This window comes from Stenotrophomonas muris (assembly GCF_052751275.1).
In genome coordinates, this window is sequence record NZ_CP199879.1 from 4390457 (window position 1) to 4408851 (window position 18395).

Here is an 18395-nt window from a genome sequence, read left to right on the forward strand (position 1 = left end):
GTTCCGCAGGGTTGCCGCATTGCCGAGATTGGGGTCAGATCCCTTTTCGGGAAAAGGGATCTGACCCCGTCGAAGACCATTGCATTGATGCGCCAGGAGCCTTATCTCATGAAGTCCACCCTCTGCCTGTTGCTCGCCAGCCTGATGACCACGACTGCTACCGCCGCCACGCCGCCCGTTCCGCCGGATGCCGCCAAGCATCCGCATGTGGTCAAGGCGCCGTTCGGCGCGACCCGCAACGATGACTATTACTGGCTGCGCGACGACAAGCGCGAGAACAAGGACATGCTGGCCTACCTGCAGGCCGAGAATGCCTACGCCGACCAGCTGCTGGCACCGCTGAAGCCCCTGGAAGACACCCTGTACAAGGAGATCGTCGGCCGCATCAAGCAGGATGATTCCAGCGTGCCGGCGCGCGAGCGCGGCTACTGGTACTACAGCCGCTTCGAGACCGGCCAGGATTACCCCATCCACGCGCGCCGCAAGGGCAGCATGGAGGCGGCCGAGGAAATCCTGCTGGACGTCAACGCAATGGCCGCCGGCAAGGGCTACTTCAGCGTCGGCTCGATGGAAGTCAGCCAGGACAACCAGCTGCTGGCCTGGGCCGACGATGACGTCGGCCGCCGCCAGTACACGATCCGCTTCAAGGACCTGGCCACCGGCACGGTGCTGCCCGATGTGATCACCGGCAGCTCCGGCGACCTGGTCTGGGCCGACGACAACCGCACCGTGCTGTATGTCGAGAACGATCCGGAAACGCTGCTGACCGTGCGCGTGAAGAAGCACGTGCTGGGCACCCCGGCCAGCGCCGACACCGTCGTCTACGAAGAGAAGGACGACAGCTTCTACATGGGCATCGGCCGCACCCGCGACGATCGCTTCATCACCATCGGCGTGCACAGCACCGTGTCCTCGGAAGAGCGCTACGCGCCGGCCAGCGACCCGACCACCTTCACCGTGCTGGCGCCGCGCCAGCGCGATGTCGAGTACGACGCCGACCACCATGACGGCCGCTGGGTGATCCGCACCAACGACGGTGCGAAGAACTTCAAGCTGGTCACCGCGCCGACCGATGCCACCTCGCGCGCGCAATGGAAGGATTGGATCGCGCACGACGATGCGGTGTTCATCGAAGGCTTCGAACTGTTCGACACCTACACCGCCATCGCCGAACGGTCCGAGGGCCTGGAGCGCATCCGCCTGCTGTTCAAGGACGGGCGCAGCGACTACGTGAAGGCCGACGAGCCGGCCTATTCGATGGGCCTGGGCGACAACACCGAGGCCGATACGCCGTGGCTGCGCTACGTCTACACCTCGATGACCACCCCGACCACCGTGTTCGAGCTGAACACCGCCACCGGCGAGCGTCGCCAGCTGAAGGTGCAGCCGGTGATCGGCTATGACGCCTCGAAGTACGAGACCGACCGCGTCTGGATCACCGCGCGCGATGGCGTGAAGGTGCCGGTGTCGCTGGTCTACCGCAAGGGCTACCAGAAGGACGGCAAGGGCGCGCTGTTCCAGTACGCCTACGGCAGCTACGGCATGTCGATGGATCCGTACTTCAACCAGACCGCGGTCAGCCTGCTTGATCGTGGCGTGGTGTATGCCATCGCCCACATCCGTGGCGGCCAGGAGATGGGACGCGACTGGTACGAGAACGGCAAGCTGCTGCACAAGCAGAACACCTTCAACGACTTCATCGACGTCACCCGTGGCCTGGTAGCACAGGGCTGGGCGGCGAAGGATCGCGTGGCCGCGTCCGGTGGCAGCGCCGGCGGCCTGCTGATGGGCGCGGTGGCCAACCAGGCGCCGCAGGATTACCGGGTGATGGTGGCGCAGGTGCCGTTCGTCGACGTGGTCACCACCATGCTCGACCCGACCATTCCGTTGACCACCAACGAATACGACGAGTGGGGCAACCCGGAGCAGAAGCCGTATTACGACTACATGCTGTCCTACTCGCCCTATGACAACGTGAAGCAGCAGGCGTACCCGGCGCTGTACGTGGGTACCGGCCTGTGGGATTCGCAGGTGCAGTACTGGGAGCCCGCCAAATGGGTGGCCAAGCTGCGTGATGACAACACCGGCCACTACCCGATCCTGTTCCGCACCAACATGGAAGCTGGCCACGGCGGCAAGTCGGGGCGCTTCCAGCGCTACCGTGAACTGTCCGAGTCGTACGCGTTCGTGCTGCAGCAGCTGGGCATCGCCCAGCCGTAACGGCGAAGGGGCGCCGGGCGCTGCCTGGCACCCCGAACCGGTATCCTTGCGGCCATGAGCCAGCCCGAGCCATCTGCACCCCGCGATAGCGCCACGCCGCCGCGCGTGGTGCGTTTCCGCTGGGCATGGTGGCTGCTGGCGTACGTCAGCCTGGGCACCGGCATCGTCGGCATCTTCGTTCCGGGGCTGCCGACCACCGTATTCATCCTGATCTCGGCCTGGGCCGCCTCGCGCGGTTCGGAGCGCCTGCATACCTGGCTGCTGCAGCATCCGCGTTTCGGCCCGGCCATCGCCAACTGGCAGGCACACGGGGCGGTCAGCCGCTACGGCAAGTGGATGGCCACGATCACCATGGCGGTATGCGCCGGCATCATGCTGTGGTGCGTGCCGATCGCCTGGGTGAAGTGGTTCTCGATCGGCAGCATGACCGTGGTCGCAATCTGGCTGTGGACGCGGCCGCTGCCACCACCGCCCGCGGATTGAGCGCCGGCGGCAGTGCCGGCCGCTGGCCGGCCACCCGATTCCCTGCACCAACCGCTCAGCCGCCAATGGCTATACTCGGGGCATGAAGATCCCCCATCGAAACGCCATCCTGATTCCGCTGGCAGCGGCCTCGCTGCTGCTCCTCGCCGCCTGCGGCAACAAGGGCCCGCTGGTACTGCCGCAGAAGCCGGTGCCGGTGGAAGAAACCGTCGAACCCGCTGCCGAGCCCGCCACCGAGGCGACCGCGCCGCAGACCCAGGGCAGCGGCACCCCGGCCACGACCGTGGAGCCGGCCGCACCGGCCACCCAGCCGGCGCCAACGCCCGCGAAGAAGGCGGGCAGCGGGAATGAGTAAGGCCGGTTCCAGGGCCCTGCGTTTCAGCAAGATGCATGGCGCGGGCAATGATTTCGTAGTGATCGACCTGCGTGACGGCACCGCACCGCCCACGCCCGAGCTGGCCGCGCGCCTGGCCGACCGCCACACCGGCGTTGGCTGCGACCAGATCCTGACCATCGAGGCACCGCGTGCGGACGGTTCGGTGGCCTCGTACCGCATCTGGAATGCCGACGGCTCCAATTCCGAGCAGTGCGGCAACGGCGCGCGCTGCATCGCCGCCTGGCTGGTGCGCGAGGGCAGTGCGCAGGGCGGTGCATTCGTCATCGACAGCCCGCTGGCCAGCCATGAAGTGAAGGTGCTGGGCGAAGGGCAGTTTGCGGTGACGATGGGCGTGCCCGCCTTCGAGCCGGCCAACGTGCCGCTGATGGGCTTTGCGCACGCGCGCGAGGAATACCTGCTGCCGCTGCAGGGCGAGAGCGTACGCTTCGCCGCGGTGTCGATGGGCAACCCGCATGCGGTGATCGAAGTGGGCCTGGTCGATGCTGCACCGGTCGAGCGCGTCGGTGCGCTGCTGCAGCAGCATGCGTCGTTCCCGCGCTCGGTGAACGTGGGCTTCGCCCAGGTGATGAGCCCGGCCCACGCCCGCCTGCGCGTGTTCGAGCGCGGTGTCGGCGAGACCCTGGCCTGCGGCAGTGGTGCCTGTGCCGCCGCGGTGACCCTGATGCAGCGCGGTCGCCTGCAGCGCGATGCCCGCATCAGCCTGCCCGGTGGCGACCTGCGCATCCAGTGGCCGGGCGATGGCCAGCCGGTGGTGATGGCGGGCCCGACCGCATTCGTCTTCGAAGGGGAGTGGATCGCATGACCGAAACCGTCGACAAGCTCGGGGCCCATGAAGTCGCTGCCTGGTTGCGGCGTCATCCCGGCTTCCTCAAGCAGTTCCCGGACCTGGCCCTGACCTTGGTGGTGCCGCGTGACGACGGCCCGACCGCGTCGCTGGCCAGCTACCAGCTGGAAGTGCTGCGCGAGAAGAACCGCGAGCTGGCACGACGGTTGGCCGATCTGGGCGCGACCGCCCAGGTCAATGAGCGCCTGGCGGTGCGCACGCACCAGCTGACCCTGGCGCTGATGAAGCAGGACAACGCGGCTGACACCCTGCGCGCGATGGCCGCCTCGCTGCAGGAAGACTTCGCCGGCGACCTGGTGCGGCTGGTGGTGCACACGCCAGTGGCCGGGCTGGAACAGGCCGACTGGCTGCAGGTGATTGCCGCGGATGATCCGCAGCTGGGCCCGTTCCGCGATTGCCTGAACGATGGCGAGCCGATCTGCGGCCGCCTGCAGCCGGAAAAGAATGCCGTGCTGTACGGCGTGCGCAGCGAGGAAGTGCAGACCACCGCGCTGCTGCCGCTACCGGGCGTGGGCCTGATCGCGGTCGGCAGCCACGACCCGAACCGCTTCTACCCGGGCATGGGGACGTTGTTCCTGCGCATGATGGGTGACGCGCTGGTCACTGGCCTGAAGCGCTTCCCGGGCTGAGCAGGTTGCGACGACGATGAGCGCGGTACAGGCCTTCCTGCAGCACCTGCAGGTGGAGCGGCGGATGTCGGCGCATACGCTCGACGCCTACCGCCGCGACCTGGACGCGCTGTCGGCCTGGGCCGAGCCGCGTGGCGTGGCGGTGGAGGCACTGGATGCCGAGGCGGTGCGCCAGTTCGTTGCCGATGAGCACCGGCGTGGCCTGTCGGCCAAGAGCCTGCAGCGGCGCCTGTCGGCCTGCCGAAGCTTCTATGCCTGGCTGCTCAAGCACGGGCGCATCGAGGTCAGCCCGGCAGCGACGCTGAAGGCACCGCGCGCACCGCGCCGCTTGCCACAGGTCCTCGACGCCGATGAGGCGGTGCAGCTGGTCGAGCTGGAGCCGGAGGGTGAGCTCGGCCGCCGTGACCGCGCGTTGCTGGAACTGTTCTATTCCTCTGGCCTGCGCCTGAGCGAAGTCTGCGCGCTGACCTGGCGCGATCTGGATTTCGACAGCGGGTTGGTGAACGTGCTGGGCAAGGGCAACCGCCAGCGCCGGGTGCCGTTCGGTCGGCCGGCGCGCGAAGCGCTGCAGGCGTGGCGCGCGGAAAGTGGCGGCGGCCCGGCCTCGCCGGTGTTCCCCGGCCGCAACGGGCCGATCAGCCAGCGCGCGGTGCAGATCCGCATCCGCCAGCTGGCGCAGCGCCAGGGCCTGTTCAAGCACGTGCACCCGCACATGCTGCGGCACAGTTTCGCCAGCCACATCCTGGAATCGTCCGGCGACCTGCGCGGTGTGCAGGAGCTGCTGGGCCACGCCGACATCGCCACCACGCAGATCTATACCCACCTCGATTTCCAGCACCTGGCCAAGGTCTACGACGCCGCGCATCCGCGCGCGAAGCGTCGACGCAGCAACGACGGCAGCGGAGAAAGCTGAACGTTGCCCCTGCGGCAGCCGGTCGCGGGTGGCTTGAAGGGCGCAGCGCAGTCCCCACCTCTGGTTCTGTCACCCCGGAGGCATCATGGACCCCAGTCAGAACCCCAACGTTTTCCACGCCACCACCATCGTCTGCGTCCGTCGCGGCGAGCACGTGGCCATTGCCGGCGACGGCCAGGTCACGCTGGGCCACACCGTGATGAAGGGCAACGCGCGCAAGGTGCGCCGCCTCGGCCGTGATGGCCAGGTGCTGGCCGGCTTCGCCGGTGCCGCCGCCGATGCCTTCACCTTGTTCGAGCTGTTCGAGGCCAAGCTGGAAAAGCATGGCCAGCTGCAGCGTGCTGCGGTCGAACTGGCCAAGGATTGGCGCACCGAGCGCCGCCTCGGCAAGCTGGAAGCCCTGTTGGCGGTGGCCGACAAGGAAACCTCGCTGATCATCAGCGGCACCGGCGATGTGATCGAGCCGGAGGACGGCATCATCGCCATCGGCTCGGGTGGCTCGTATGCACTGTCGGCCGCACGCGCCTTGATGGCGCACACCGAACTGGATGCGCGCACCATCGCCAGCGAAGCGATCGGCATCGCCGGCGACATCTGCATCTACACCAACCGCAACGTGGTGGTCGAGGAGCTGTGAGGGTAGCGTCGGCCGCTGGCCGGCAACCTCATGATCCCCCGCACGCGTGCCTGGTTGCCGGCCAGCGGCCGGCACTACCGACAAAGAATCCGTGAGCACATCCATGTCGAAGATCGAAGTTTCCTCCGCCACCATGACCCCGCGCGAGATCGTGCAGGAACTGGACCGGCACATCGTCGGCCAGCACGACGCCAAGCGCGCCGTGGCCATCGCCCTGCGCAACCGCTGGCGCCGCATGCAGCTGGTGCCCGAGCTGCGCAATGAAGTGATGCCGAAGAACATCCTGATGATCGGCCCGACCGGCGTCGGCAAGACCGAGATCGCGCGCCGCCTGGCCACGCTGGCCAACGCACCGTTCGTGAAGGTCGAAGCCACCCGCTTCACCGAAGTCGGCTACGTCGGCAAGGACGTCGAGCAGATCATCCGCGACCTGGCCGATACCGCGGTCAAGCTCTATCGCGAACAGGCCAAGGTGCGCGTACGCACCCAGGCCGAAGAGCGTGCCGAAGACCGCATCCTGGATGCGCTGCTGCCGCGCCGCAGCGGTGGCATCGGCTTCGATCCGGAAGTCGCCCGCAACGAGCCGTCGGCGCAGGACAACGAGACCCGCATCAAGTTCCGCAAGATGCTGCGCAACGGTGAGCTGGACGAGCGCGAGATCGAACTCGACTTGGCCGCCAACGTCAGCATGGACATCATGACCCCGCCGGGCATGGAGGAAATGGGCCAGCAGCTGAAGTCGATGTTCGCCAACCTCGGCGGCGGCGCCAAGGCGCACAAGCGCACGCTGACCATCAAGGCCGCGCGCCCGCTGCTGATCGAGGAAGAAGCGGGCAAGCTGGTCAACGAGGACGACATCCGCACCGCCGCGATCGAGGCCTGCGAGCAGCACGGCATCGTCTTCATCGACGAGATCGACAAGGTCGCCAAGCGTGGCGACAACGTGGGTGGTGGTGACGTGTCGCGCGAAGGCGTGCAGCGCGACCTGCTGCCGCTGGTGGAAGGCTCCAACGTGTCCACCAAGTACGGCACGATCAAGACCGACCACATCCTGTTCATCGCGTCGGGCGCGTTCCATCTGGCCAAGCCCAGCGACCTGATTCCGGAGCTGCAGGGCCGCTTCCCGATCCGCGTGGAGCTGGGTGCGCTGAGCAAGAACGATTTCGTGCGCATCCTGACCGAACCGAAGGCCGCGCTGACCAAGCAGTACGAAGCACTGCTGGCCACCGAAGGCGTCAAGGTCAGCTTCGCTGCCGATGCCATTGATCGTCTGGCCGAGATCGCTTTCCAGGTGAACGAACGCCAGGAAAACATCGGCGCGCGTCGCCTGCATACGGTGCTGGAGCGCCTGCTGGATTCGCTCAGCTACGAGGCACCGGACCGCGACGGCGAAACCCTGGCCATCGACAGCGCCTACGTGGACAAGCACCTGGGTGAACTGGTGCAGGACCCGGACCTGAGCCGCTACATCCTGTAATGCCCGGTGGGGTCGGATCCCTCGCCGTGGCGAGGGCGCTGACCCCGCCCACTGCAGCAGAAAAGGCCGCCGCAAGGTGGCCTTTTTCCTGTGCGGTCAGTGCGATTGCCGGGTGCGGTAGTCCCGCAGCACCTGGTCGATCACTGCACTGGTGCGGGCGGCGCTGATGCCGTTCGAGGGCGAGTGCCCGTTGCCGCGCAGTTCGTCGACGAGGGAGGCGATCAACGGCTGCTGGATCGACGACGGGTTCGGGATGTCGAAGGCCTGCACGCCCGCTTCGGTTTCCAGCTCCACCGGAACGTCCTCGAAGGTGGCAAAGCGCAGCTGCCCACGGTCGCCGGTGATCTCGATCTGATCCTGGCGGCGGAACGCGCAGAAGCTCCATTGCGCGATGCCGTGTGTCCCCGTCCCGGTGCGGAAGCACATCGAGACGCTGTCCTCGGCGGCGTAGGCGCCGGTCAACGAGCTGGCCAGGCCACGCACATCGCTCAGCGGCCCCAGCAGATGGTCGAGCAGGTCCAGGGTATGCGAGCCCAGGTCGACGAACAGCCCGCCGCCGGCGATCGCGGGGTTGGTCCGCCAGAAGTCAGGCGATGCGGCATCCACTGAATGCGGCCGGTGCAGGGTGGCGCGCACGGCGCGCACTGTGCCGATCGCGCCGTCGTCCAGCAGCTGCTTCACCTGTGCGAAGCGGGGCAGGGCACGGCGGTAGTAGGCCACGAACACGGGCACGCCGCTGCGGGCGCTGGCCGCGATGATGCGCTGGCACTCGTCGTGGTCCATGGCCATCGGCTTTTCGATGTAGACCGGCTTGCCCGCAGCAATCGCCTGCAATGCGTAGTGCATGTGCGTGGAGGGCGGTGTTGCAACGTAGACCGCGTTCACCTCCGGATCGGCGATGAGTGCATCGGCGTCCGCGTACCAGCGCGGAATCGCGTGGCGGCGTGCATAGTCTTCGGCCAATGCGGCATTGCGGCGCATGACCGCCACTACCCGTGAGCCCGGCGTGTTGGCCAGGGCTGGCCCGCTCTTCTTCTCGGTGACGCTGCCACACCCGATGAAGCCCCACACCACGTTGTCCAGGATCATCGATCTGCCCTTGCAGGGGGGGCCGCAGTGATGGGAGCAGCCTCGTTCACGCCTCGGGCAGCGGCTCGGGGACGGTGCCGGGAACGAACACACCATCCTTCACGTAGGCGGCCAGGGTCATGTCCAGCGCGAGCATGCCATCGCGCTTGAGGTCCATCAGTTCCGGTTCGACCATCGCGCCGTGCAGCACGCCCAGCACGGTGGCGTGCAGCATGCGCGCGGCGATTTTCGGGTCGGCGCCTTCGCGCAGCTGGCCCAGATCGCGGGCGCGGCGCAGGGCACGCTCCATCCGGTCCAGCGCATCGCGGAATCCGGCCTGCTGCATTTCGGTCAGCACCCTGGTGTCCGCCGACGCATCGCTGCGCAGCATGATCTCCATGGTCTTGCGCAGGCGCTCGTCCTCGGACAGCTCGATGAACGAGTGGATCATCACCGCGCGCAGGTCGTGCACCGGGGTGTCGCGCTGGTCGGTGGAGGTGCGCTCCAGTTCCTGCATGAAGGGCAGGTGCACGCGCTCGACGATGGCGGCCAGCACCTCGCTCTTGTTCTTGAAGTGCCAGTAGACCGCGCCACGGGTGTAGCCGGCGCGGGCACCGATCATCTCCAGCGTGGTACGGGCCACGCCGTGTTCATGGAAGCAGGCTTCGGCGGCGTCAAGGATGCCTTCCCGGGTTGCCTGGGTGTCCTCTTTGGTCTTGCGGGCCATGGGTGTGGGTACGAGTGCGGGTGAAACGTGGCTGAATTGTACCGGTTTACAAACAAACAATCATGTATGTATATTTCGCACCCATCATTCCCGTCGTGTGCGTGGCAGGCCGGTCCGGCGCCCACTCCACCCGGGTGGGCGCGATCTGCGGGCTTTCACCGGAAGGGGAACGTCCATCGATATCAGCTCCCTCTGAGATTCCTTCCTCCAAGAGCCTTTCCGTCATGTTGCTGAGCCGAATCCGACCCTTTGCACTGTCGCTGGCAATCGCCGCGACCGTGGCTGCCTGCGGCGGCCAACCCCAGGCCCCCGAGCAGGGCCCGGGTGACGTCACCGTGGTCACGCTGAAGTCCGAGACCGTGGGCCTGACCCGCGAACTGCCGGGCCGTACCAATGCCTTCCTGGTCGCCGAAGTGCGCCCGCAGGTCAATGGCATCGTGGCCAAGCGCCTGTTTACCGAGGGCGGCATGGTCAAGGCCGGCGAGCCGCTGTACCAGCTCGACGATGCCAGCTACCGGGCCCAGGCCAACAACGCCCGCGCCCAGCTGGCCCGCGCCGAAGCCACCGCCAATGCCGCGCGCCTGAGTGCCAAGCGCATCACCGAGCTGGCCAAGGTCGATGCGGTCAGCCAGCAGGACCTGGAGAACGCCGTCGCCGCGCAGAAGCAGGCCGAGGCCGACGTCGGTGCCGCCAGGGCCTCGCTGGATGCGGCCAACGTCACCCTGGGCTACGCCCGCATCACCGCGCCGATCAGCGGCCGCATCGGCAAGTCCAGCGTCACCCAGGGTGCGCTGGTCAGCGCCGGCCAGGCCAACGCACTGGCCACCGTGCAGCAGCTGGACCCGATCTATGTCGACCTGACCCAGTCCTCGGCCGAGCTGCTGCAGCTGCGCCGCGAACTGGCCGCCGGCCGCCTGCAGGACAACCAGACCCTGCCGGTCAGCATCCTGATGGAAGACGGCAGCACCTTCGAGCACAAGGGCACGCTGGAGTTCTCCGAAGTCAGCGTCGATCCGACCACCGGCAGCTTCGGCCTGCGCGTGAAGGTGGACAACCCGGACGGCCTGCTGATGCCGGGCATGTACGTGCGTGCGGTGATCGGCGGCGGCGTGCGCAGCGATGCGGTGCTGGTGCCGATGCAGGGCATCGCCCGCGACCCGAAGGGCGACACCACCGCGATGGTGGTCGGCAAGGACAACAAGGTCGAAGTGCGCCCGGTCAAGGTCAGCCGCACGGTCGGCGACAAGTGGCTGGTCGAGGACGGCCTGAAGGCCGGTGACAAGGTCATCGTCGAAGGCCTGCAGAAGATCGGCCCCGGCATGCCGGTCAAGGCCACCGAGAAGGGCGACGCACCGGCCAAGCCGGCGGCAGCCGCCCAGCCTGCCGCCCCGGCCGGCGACGCGAAGTAAGCGGAGAACCCCATGGCACGCTTTTTCATCGATCGACCCATCTTTGCGTGGGTGATCGCCATCATCATCATGCTCGCCGGCGGCCTGGCGCTGTTCAAGCTGCCGGTCTCGATGTACCCCAACGTCGCACCGCCGGCGGTGGAAATCAGTGCCACCTACCCGGGTGCATCGGCCAAGGTGGTCGAGGACTCGGTGACGCAGATCATCGAGCAGAACATGAAGGGCCTTGATGGCCTGATCTACTTCTCCTCCAACAGCTCGTCCAACGGCCAGGCCACCATCACCCTGACCTTCGAGAGCGGCACCAACCCGGATATCGCCCAGGTGCAGGTGCAGAACAAGCTGCAGCTGGCCATGCCGCTGCTGCCGCAGGAAGTGCAGCGGCAGGGCATCAACGTGGCCAAGTCCAGCTCGGGCTTCCTGAACGTCATCGCGTTCGTGTCCGAGAACGGCAGCATGGACGCCAACGACATCGCCGACTACGTCGGTTCCAATGTCGTCGACCGCCTGAGCCGCGTGCCAGGCGTGGGCAACATCCAGGTGTTCGGTGGCAAGTACGCCATGCGCATCTGGCTGGACCCGAACAAGCTGCATACCTATGGCCTGTCGGTGCCGGAAGTGACCGCCGCGATCAAGGCGCAGAACGCCCAGGTGGCGATCGGCCAGCTCGGCGGTGCGCCGTCGGTGAAGGGCCAGCAGCTCAACGCCACCATCAACGCGCAGTCGCGCCTGCAGACCCCGGAACAGTTCCGAAACATCATCGTGCGCGGTGCGCAGGACGGTGCCGAGCTGCGCCTGGGTGATGTCGCCCGCGTCGAGCTGGGTGCCGAGTCCTACGACTTCGTCACCCGCTACAACGGCCAGCCGGCCAGTGGCCTGGCGGTCACCCTGGCCACCGGCGCCAACGCGCTGGATACCGCGGCCGGTGTGGATGCCGCGCTGGAAGACATGAAGGGCTTCTTCCCGGCCGGCCTGAAGGCCGAGATCCCGTACGACACCACCCCGTTCGTGCGCGTGTCGATCAAGGGCGTGGTGCAGACCCTGATCGAAGCGATCGTGCTGGTGTTCGTGGTGATGTACCTGTTCCTGCAGAACTTCCGCGCCACCCTGATCCCGACCATCGCCGTGCCGGTGGTGCTGCTGGGTACCTTCGGCGTGCTGGCGATGCTGGGCTTCTCGGTGAACATGCTGACCATGTTCGCGATGGTGCTGGCGATCGGCCTGCTGGTGGACGATGCCATCGTGGTGGTGGAGAACGTCGAGCGCATCATGTCCGAGGAAGGGCTGTCGCCGCTCGAAGCGACCCGCAAGTCGATGGGCCAGATCACCGGTGCGCTGGTGGGTATCGGCCTGGTGCTGTCGGCGGTGTTCGTGCCGATGGCCTTCATGAGCGGCTCCACCGGCGTGATCTATCGCCAGTTCTCGGCCACGATTGTCTCTGCGATGGCGTTGTCGGTGCTGGTGGCGATCGTGCTGACCCCGGCACTGTGCGCGACCATGCTCAAGCCGCTGAAGAAGGGTGAGCACCACGTCGCCCACCGTGGCCTGGCCGGTCGCTTCTTCAATGGCTTCAACCGTGGCTTCGACCGCACCAGCGAAAGCTACCAGCGCGGCGTGCGCGGCATCATCCACCGTCCGTGGCGCTTCATGGGCATCGTGGCGGCGCTGTTCGTGCTGATGGGCGTGCTGTTCGTGCGCCTGCCCAGCTCGTTCCTGCCCAATGAAGACCAGGGCGTGCTGATGGCGCTGGTGCAGGCGCCGGTCGGTGCCACCCAGGAACGCACGCTGGAATCGATCGCGGCACTGGAAAACCACTTCCTGCAGAACGAGAAGGATGCGGTGGACTCGGTGTTCTCCGTGCAGGGCTTCAGCTTCGCCGGCATGGGCCAGAACGCGGGCATGGCGTTCGTCAAGCTGAAGGACTGGAGCGAGCGTGACGCCGACAATGGCGTGATGCCGATCACCGGCCGTGCGATGGCGGCCCTGGGCCAGATCAAGGATGCCTTCATCTTCGCCTTCCCGCCGCCGGCCATTCCGGAGCTGGGGACCGCCTCGGGCTACACCTTCTTCCTGAAGGACAACAGCGGCCAGGGCCACGAGGCACTGGTGGCCGCGCGCAACCAGCTGCTCGGCCTGGCCGCAGGCAGCAAGAAGCTGGCCAACGTACGCCCGAACGGCCAGGAAGACACGCCGCAGTTCCGCATCGACATCGACGCGGCCAAGGCGACCTCGCTGGGACTGTCGATCGACCAGATCAACGGCACGCTGGCAGCCGCGTGGGGCAGCTCGTACATCGATGACTTCGTCGATCGTGGCCGCGTCAAGCGTGTGTTCGTGCAGGCCGACCAGGCGTTCCGCATGGTGCCGGAGGACTTCGATCTCTGGTCCGTGAAGAACGACAAGGGTGAGATGGTGCCGTTCAGCGCCTTCGCTACCAAGCACTGGGACTACGGTTCGCCGCGCCTGGAACGCTACAACGGTGTGTCGGCAATGGAAATCCAGGGCGAACCGGCCCCGGGTGTCGCCTCCGGTGATGCCATGGCCGAGATCGAACAGCTGGCCAAGCAGCTGCCGGCGGGTTTCGGCATCGAATGGACGGCGATGTCCTACCAGGAACGCCAGGCCGGCTCGCAGACGCCGCTGCTGTATACGCTGTCGCTGATGATCGTGTTCCTGTGCCTGGCCGCGATGTATGAAAGCTGGAGCGTGCCGACCGCGGTGCTGCTGGCGGCCCCGCTGGGTATCCTCGGCGCGGTGCTGGCCAACACCTTCAAGGGCCTGGAGCGCGACATCTACTTCCAGGTGGCGATGCTGACCACGGTGGGCCTGACCAGCAAGAACGCGATCCTGATCGTCGAGTTCGCCAAGGAAAACCTGGAAAAGGGCGCCAGCCTGATCGAGTCGATCATGCACGCCGTGCGCGACCGCCTGCGCCCGATCGTGATGACCTCGCTGGCCTTCGGCATGGGCGTGGTACCGCTGGCGATCTCCACCGGTGCCGGCTCCGGCGCCAAGCAGGCGATCGGCACCGGCGTGCTCGGCGGCATGATCGTCGGCACCGTGCTCGGCGTGTTCTTCGTGCCGCTGTTCTTCGTGGTGGTGCAGCGCGTGTTCAAGCGCAGATCCACGACGTGACCTGAAACGGTCATGCCGGCCTCAGGCTGGCGTTATCGAAACGGTAGTGCCGGCCGCTGGCCGGCACTGCCTCCTGCCATCCGGCAGTACCGATGGAAGTGATCCCCATGAAAAGTGCATCCCTGTTCCTCTCCATTGCCGCCACGCTCGCGCTGGCCGGCTGCTCCACCCTGGCGCCGAAGAACACCGCCGTCGCTCCGGCGATTCCTGTGCAGTGGCCGGCCGAGGCCGCGCAGGGCGAGGTGGCCGATGTCGCCGCCGTCGGCTGGCGCGATTTCTTCACCGATGCGCGCCTGCAGCAGGTGATCGAGCAGTCGCTGCAGAACAACCGCGACCTGCGCGTGGCCGTGCTCAATGTCGAGCGCGCGCGTGGCCAGTACCGCGTGCAGCGCGCCGATCGCGTGCCCGGCGTGGCCGTGACCGGCCAGATGGACCGCCGTGGTACCGATGCCGGTGTCACCGAGCAGTTCAGCGCGGGCGTGGGTGTGGCCGAGTTCGAGCTGGACCTGTTCGGTCGCGTGCGCAACCTCAGCGAGGCGGCGCTGCAGCAGTACTTCGCCGTGGCTGCCAACCGCCGCAACGCGCAGCTGAGCCTGGTGGCCGAGACCGCCACCGCGTGGCTGACCTATGGGGCTGATGCGCAGCGGCTGAAGATCGCCGATGCCACGCTGAAGACCTACGAGGATTCGCTGCGCCTGGCCGAGGCCCGCCACGAACGCGGCGGCAGTTCGGCGCTGGAGCTGACCCAGACCCGTACCTTGGTCGAGACCGCACGCACCGATGCCGCGCGCCTGCGCGGCCAGCTGGCCCAGGACCGCAACGCACTGGCGCTGCTGGCCGGTGGCCAGCTCGATCCGGCACTGCTGCCGGACAGCATCGAACCGCAGCTGCTGGCGCTGGCCCCGCCGCCGGCCGGCCTGCCCAGCGACGTGCTGCTGCAGCGCCCGGACATCATGGCCGCCGAACACCAGCTGCTGGCCGCCAATGCCAACATCGGTGCGGCACGCGCAGCGTTCTTCCCGAGCATCTCGCTGACCGGCAGCATCGGCAGCGGCTCCAGCGAACTGTCCAACCTGTTCGACAGCGGCACCCGTGTGTGGAGCTTCCTGCCGAAGATCACCCTGCCGATCTTCCAGGGCGGCAAGCTGCGCGCCAACCTGGCCATCGCCAACGCGGATCGTGATATCGCACTGGCGCAGTACGAGAAGTCGATCCAGGTGGGATTCCGCGAAACGGCCGATGCGCTGGCGTTGAATGTCAGCCTGGATGAGCAGGTGAGTTCACAGCAGCGCCTGGTGGAAGCGGCCGAACAGGCCAATCGCCTGTCGCAGGCACGCTACGACGCGGGGCTGGACAGCTTTGTCACCCTGCTTGACGCGCGGCGTACCGCCTACAACGCGCAGCAGACCCAGCTGCAGGCGCAGCTGGCGCAGCAGGCCAACCGCATCACCCTGTACAAGGTGCTGGGCGGCGGCTGGCACGAGCGCGGGTAAGCAATGCTTCTGGTAGGTGCCAACCTTGGTTGGCACGGATGCGTCAGCGCAGGCGGCTGGCCCTGTGCCAACCAAGGTTGGCACCTACCTGGAGATCGAGGGTAGTGCCGGCCGTTGGCCGGCATTGTCATTCGGAGGCCTGCTATACCGCTTCATCGTCGCGCCGCGCCGCATGGCAGGCGCGAACGCGCGCCAGCGCATCGCCGGCTTCGCGCGCCATCTGCTCGTACTCGGCGCGGATCTCTTCCAGGCGCGCTTCATCCAGTTCTTCCAGATCCAACAGTTCGTTGTTGGCTTCGGCCGTCGCCCGGATCAGCTCGTCCAGCTTGATCTGCATCGCGGCAGTATCCGCGTTCTGCGTGTGCTGGATCAGGAACACCATCAGGAAGGTGATGATGGTGGTGCCGGTGTTGATCACCAGCTGCCAGGTGTCGTTGAAACCGAACACCGGGCCACTGATGCCCCAGATCACCACGATCGCTACTGCAGCCAGGAAGGTCCACGGCGAGCCGGTGGCGGCCGCGGCCTTCTTGGCGATCGTATTGAACAGGTTGCGTGCTTTCATCGTCGTCGTCCCACTCAGGTGACGAGGATGATCGGCAGTGGCCCGTGCAGGGGTTGTGCAGCGGCGGTCAGGCGCGCATGCGCTGCAGTCGTGGCGCCTGCAGGCTGCGCACCGGGCTGCTCTGGTAGACGTGCTGCCAGCAACGGTCGACGAACTCACGGGCCTGGGCTTCGCTCAGCCGCGGCATGATCTGCAGGGCGTATTGGGTCTGGAACATCTCGTCACGTTCGGCCTCGCTGGCGCGCGGCTGGGTGATCAGCGAATCACAGGCGAACTTGATCCACGGCACGTACGAGCCGAACGAGTTGTGCGGCAGTGCGCCTTCGGCATGTTGGCGGCGCCAGTGGTCAAGCTCGGCGTCAACGTTGATGACCGGAGGAATGGTGGGGACTTCAGCGTGCATGACAATCCAGTTCGGTTGAGTGGAAAGGGAGTGGGGGTTCATCCGAGTGTGGCGTATATGGCGGTGCATGCCGCGTCAGCGGGATGTGGAGCCTGCGTTGGCATGGCCGATCAACTGCGCATGTTCGACCGCACCGAGGTCTTCGGCCAGAGTGGCCATCGCATTGCACAGGCGTTCGTGGTCGAGCGGGTGGCGGCGGACCAGCTCCAGTTGCATGTGCTGATAGGCAGTCCAGAACGGCGCGCCGCGCCGGTGCAGCGCATATTGCTGCTGCAAGCGTTCGCGGATCGGATCGAGGATCGGGTCTGTCGTAGGGCGTACGGCGTGCGCGCACATGGCTGGCTCCGCCGGGGAAAGGGTGCCCCGGTGAACCCACCGTAGGCGTGTCAGCCGCGTGGGGTGTTACCGCAATGTGTGCGCGTGACCTGGCTGACTGTGCGCGCGGTCACGCCGATGCCCGCAAAGGCCGCCGGCACAAGGGCGCACCGGCGCTGAAGCGTTCATTAAATGTGTTGCAGAGACGAGCGCGCGTGGCTCATTCGCCGATGTCCTCGTTCCAGATGTCGGGATGACGGCTGATGAAATCGCCCAGCAGGTCCACGCATTCCTGGTTGTCCAGGTCGATCACGTTGACGCCGTTTTCGCGCAGCCAGTCGATGCCGCCCTGGAAGGTGCGCGATTCGCCCACCACCACGGTGCCGATGTTGAACTGGCGCACCAGCCCCGAGCAGTACCAGCACGGGGCCAGGGTGGTGACCATGATGGTGTCCTGGTAACGGCGCTGGCGGCCGGCCTTGCGGAAGGCGTCGGTTTCCCCATGCACCGACGGGTCGCCTTCCTGCACGCGGCGGTTGTGGCCGCAGCCGAGCAGGCGGCCGTCGTTGTGGTACAGCGCCGCGCCGATCGGCACGCCGCCCTCGGCCAGGCCCTGGCGGGCTTCGGCGATGGCGGTCTGCAGCAGGGCCTGGTAGTCGGGCGTGGTGATCATGCGGGGCTCCGGTAAGTCGTGGCCCGCCATCATACGGGCAGGGGGTGCCGCTGGCCCCCGGCGGTGCGATAATCGGGGCCATGAGCGAATCCCCCTACAAAGCCGGTACCACCCATTTCGGGTTCCGCGACGTCGCCGCCAAGGACAAGCAGAAGCTGGTCGGCCAGGTGTTCACCTCGGTCGCGCGCAACTACGACCTGATGAACGACCTGATGAGCCTGGGCGTGCACCGGGCGTGGAAGCGCTACTACGTGGCCACCGCGCAGGTGAAGCCGGGCGACCGCGTGCTCGACCTGGCCGGAGGCACCGGCGACATCGCCGCCCTGCTGAAGGAGCGCGTCGGCGCCGAGGGCTCGGTGGTGCTGGGCGACATCAACGCCGGCATGCTGTCGGTCGGCCGTGACCGCCTGACCAACCGCGGCCTCGTGCTCGGCCTGGACTACGTGCAGTGCAACGCCGAAGCCCTGCCGTTCCCGGACAACAGCTTCGATCTGGTCACCATTGCCTTCGGCCTGCGCAACGTGACCGACAAGGACGCTGGCCTGCGCGAGATGTACCGCGTGCTGAAGGTGGGCGGCCAGGCCCGCGTGCTGGAATTCTCCGAAGTCACCGCGGACTGGTTCAAGCCGATCTACGACTTCCACTCGTTCAAGATCCTGCCCAAGCTGGGCAAGCTGTTCGCCAACGATTCGGACAGCTACCAGTACCTGGCCGAGAGCATCCGCAAGCACCCGCCGCAGGACGAACTGAAGGCGATGATGGGGCAGGCCGGCTTCGAGCGCTGCCACTACAAGAACCTGACCGGCGGCATCGTCTCGATCCACTCCGGCTACAAGCTGTAAGCCCGGTGTTCCGTAGTGCCGGCCGCTGGCCGGCATCTGCGCGGCCAATCACTGGGCGACGGGGTTGCCGGCCAGCGGCCGGCACTACCGGTGCTGTGCCCGCCATTACCCCGCACCGCGCAACGCCTGCGCGGCCGGAGGGAGGTACCATTAGGGTTTGATCCC

Annotated in this window: 18 protein-coding genes; 12 read left to right on the plus strand and 6 right to left on the minus strand. The window is 66.9% G+C overall.

Annotation, left to right across the window (positions count from 1 at the left end):
- The first annotated feature begins 108 nt into the window (after positions 1–108).
- The 8 genes from ACUVWL_RS20365 (at position 109) to hslU (ending at position 7600) form a co-directional block, all read left to right on the plus strand.
- Positions 109–2220, plus strand: a complete 2112-nt coding sequence (locus ACUVWL_RS20365; protein ID WP_049406041.1) for a S9 family peptidase — start codon at positions 109–111, stop codon at positions 2218–2220.
- 54 nt (positions 2221–2274) lie between these two features.
- Positions 2275–2703 (plus strand): YbaN family protein, encoded by a 429-nt coding sequence (locus tag ACUVWL_RS20370; protein ID WP_014648466.1) that lies wholly within the window; start codon positions 2275–2277, stop codon positions 2701–2703.
- 82 nt (positions 2704–2785) lie between these two features.
- Complete coding sequence (gene lptM, locus ACUVWL_RS20375; protein ID WP_014648465.1) at positions 2786–3058, plus strand: LPS translocon maturation chaperone LptM; 273 nt, start codon at positions 2786–2788, stop codon at positions 3056–3058.
- Positions 3051–3902 carry a diaminopimelate epimerase gene (gene dapF / locus ACUVWL_RS20380; RefSeq protein WP_049439987.1) on the plus strand — a complete coding sequence of 284 codons (852 nt, stop codon included), beginning with the start codon at positions 3051–3053 and terminating at the stop codon, positions 3900–3902. Before lptM ends, dapF begins: the two co-directional genes overlap by 8 nt.
- Positions 3899–4573: a DUF484 family protein gene (locus ACUVWL_RS20385; protein ID WP_014648463.1), complete on the plus strand. Its 675-nt coding sequence runs from the start codon at positions 3899–3901 to the stop codon at positions 4571–4573. Before dapF ends, ACUVWL_RS20385 begins: the two co-directional genes overlap by 4 nt.
- A 16-nt stretch (positions 4574–4589) precedes the next feature.
- Positions 4590–5486 (plus strand): tyrosine recombinase XerC, encoded by an 897-nt coding sequence (xerC, locus tag ACUVWL_RS20390; RefSeq protein ID WP_069117843.1) that lies wholly within the window; start codon positions 4590–4592, stop codon positions 5484–5486.
- A gap of 85 nt (positions 5487–5571) precedes the next feature.
- Entirely contained in the window at positions 5572–6123 is a 552-nt protein-coding gene (hslV, locus tag ACUVWL_RS20395) for an ATP-dependent protease subunit HslV (protein WP_005411093.1), read from the plus strand.
- Between the two features lie 103 nt (positions 6124–6226).
- Positions 6227–7600, plus strand: a complete 1374-nt coding sequence (hslU, locus tag ACUVWL_RS20400) for an ATP-dependent protease ATPase subunit HslU (protein ID WP_445978700.1) — start codon at positions 6227–6229, stop codon at positions 7598–7600.
- A 96-nt stretch (positions 7601–7696) separates the two neighbouring features.
- Here the strand turns inward: hslU and ACUVWL_RS20405 are convergent, their stop codons facing one another.
- The gene (locus ACUVWL_RS20405) at positions 7697–8689 is read right to left on the minus strand and encodes a Gfo/Idh/MocA family protein (protein ID WP_014648460.1); all 993 of its coding nucleotides are present in this window, start codon (positions 8687–8689) and stop codon (positions 7697–7699) included.
- A 46-nt stretch (positions 8690–8735) separates the two neighbouring features.
- A complete protein-coding gene (smeT, locus tag ACUVWL_RS20410) occupies positions 8736–9395 on the minus strand; it encodes an efflux transporter SmeDEF transcriptional repressor SmeT (RefSeq protein WP_032961200.1) in 660 nt (219 codons plus the stop codon).
- A gap of 224 nt (positions 9396–9619) precedes the next feature.
- On the opposite strand from smeT, the gene smeD reads away from it, so the two are divergent.
- The 3 genes from smeD to smeF all read left to right on the plus strand — a co-directional run bounded on the left by smeD (position 9620) and on the right by smeF (position 15432).
- Positions 9620–10804 (plus strand): multidrug efflux RND transporter periplasmic adaptor subunit SmeD, encoded by a 1185-nt coding sequence (gene smeD / locus ACUVWL_RS20415; protein WP_049439978.1) that lies wholly within the window; start codon positions 9620–9622, stop codon positions 10802–10804.
- A gap of 12 nt (positions 10805–10816) precedes the next feature.
- Positions 10817–13939: a multidrug efflux RND transporter permease subunit SmeE gene (gene smeE / locus ACUVWL_RS20420; RefSeq protein ID WP_014648457.1), complete on the plus strand. Its 3123-nt coding sequence runs from the start codon at positions 10817–10819 to the stop codon at positions 13937–13939.
- Between the two features lie 92 nt (positions 13940–14031).
- On the plus strand, positions 14032–15432 hold the full coding sequence (gene smeF, locus ACUVWL_RS20425; RefSeq protein ID WP_445978701.1) for a multidrug efflux RND transporter outer membrane subunit SmeF: 1401 nt from the start codon (positions 14032–14034) through the stop codon (positions 15430–15432).
- A 142-nt stretch (positions 15433–15574) separates the two neighbouring features.
- Here smeF and ACUVWL_RS20430 read toward each other — a convergent pair whose 3' ends face one another.
- From ACUVWL_RS20430 to ACUVWL_RS20445, 4 genes are all read right to left on the minus strand, one after another.
- The gene (locus ACUVWL_RS20430) at positions 15575–15997 is read right to left on the minus strand and encodes a low affinity iron permease family protein (protein ID WP_032961193.1); all 423 of its coding nucleotides are present in this window, start codon (positions 15995–15997) and stop codon (positions 15575–15577) included.
- Between the two features lie 67 nt (positions 15998–16064).
- Complete coding sequence (locus tag ACUVWL_RS20435; protein WP_005411085.1) at positions 16065–16400, minus strand: hypothetical protein; 336 nt, start codon at positions 16398–16400, stop codon at positions 16065–16067.
- Positions 16401–16475: 75 nt separating this feature from the next.
- The gene (locus ACUVWL_RS20440) at positions 16476–16736 is read right to left on the minus strand and encodes a hypothetical protein (protein WP_014648454.1); all 261 of its coding nucleotides are present in this window, start codon (positions 16734–16736) and stop codon (positions 16476–16478) included.
- Positions 16737–16935: 199 nt separating this feature from the next.
- Positions 16936–17388 carry a nucleoside deaminase gene (locus ACUVWL_RS20445; RefSeq protein ID WP_005419409.1) on the minus strand — a complete coding sequence of 151 codons (453 nt, stop codon included), beginning with the start codon at positions 17386–17388 and terminating at the stop codon, positions 16936–16938.
- 80 nt (positions 17389–17468) lie between these two features.
- On the opposite strand from ACUVWL_RS20445, the gene ubiE reads away from it, so the two are divergent.
- Positions 17469–18230, plus strand: a complete 762-nt coding sequence (gene ubiE / locus ACUVWL_RS20450) for a bifunctional demethylmenaquinone methyltransferase/2-methoxy-6-polyprenyl-1,4-benzoquinol methylase UbiE (RefSeq protein ID WP_005411082.1) — start codon at positions 17469–17471, stop codon at positions 18228–18230.
- The last annotated feature ends 165 nt before the right edge of the window (positions 18231–18395 follow it).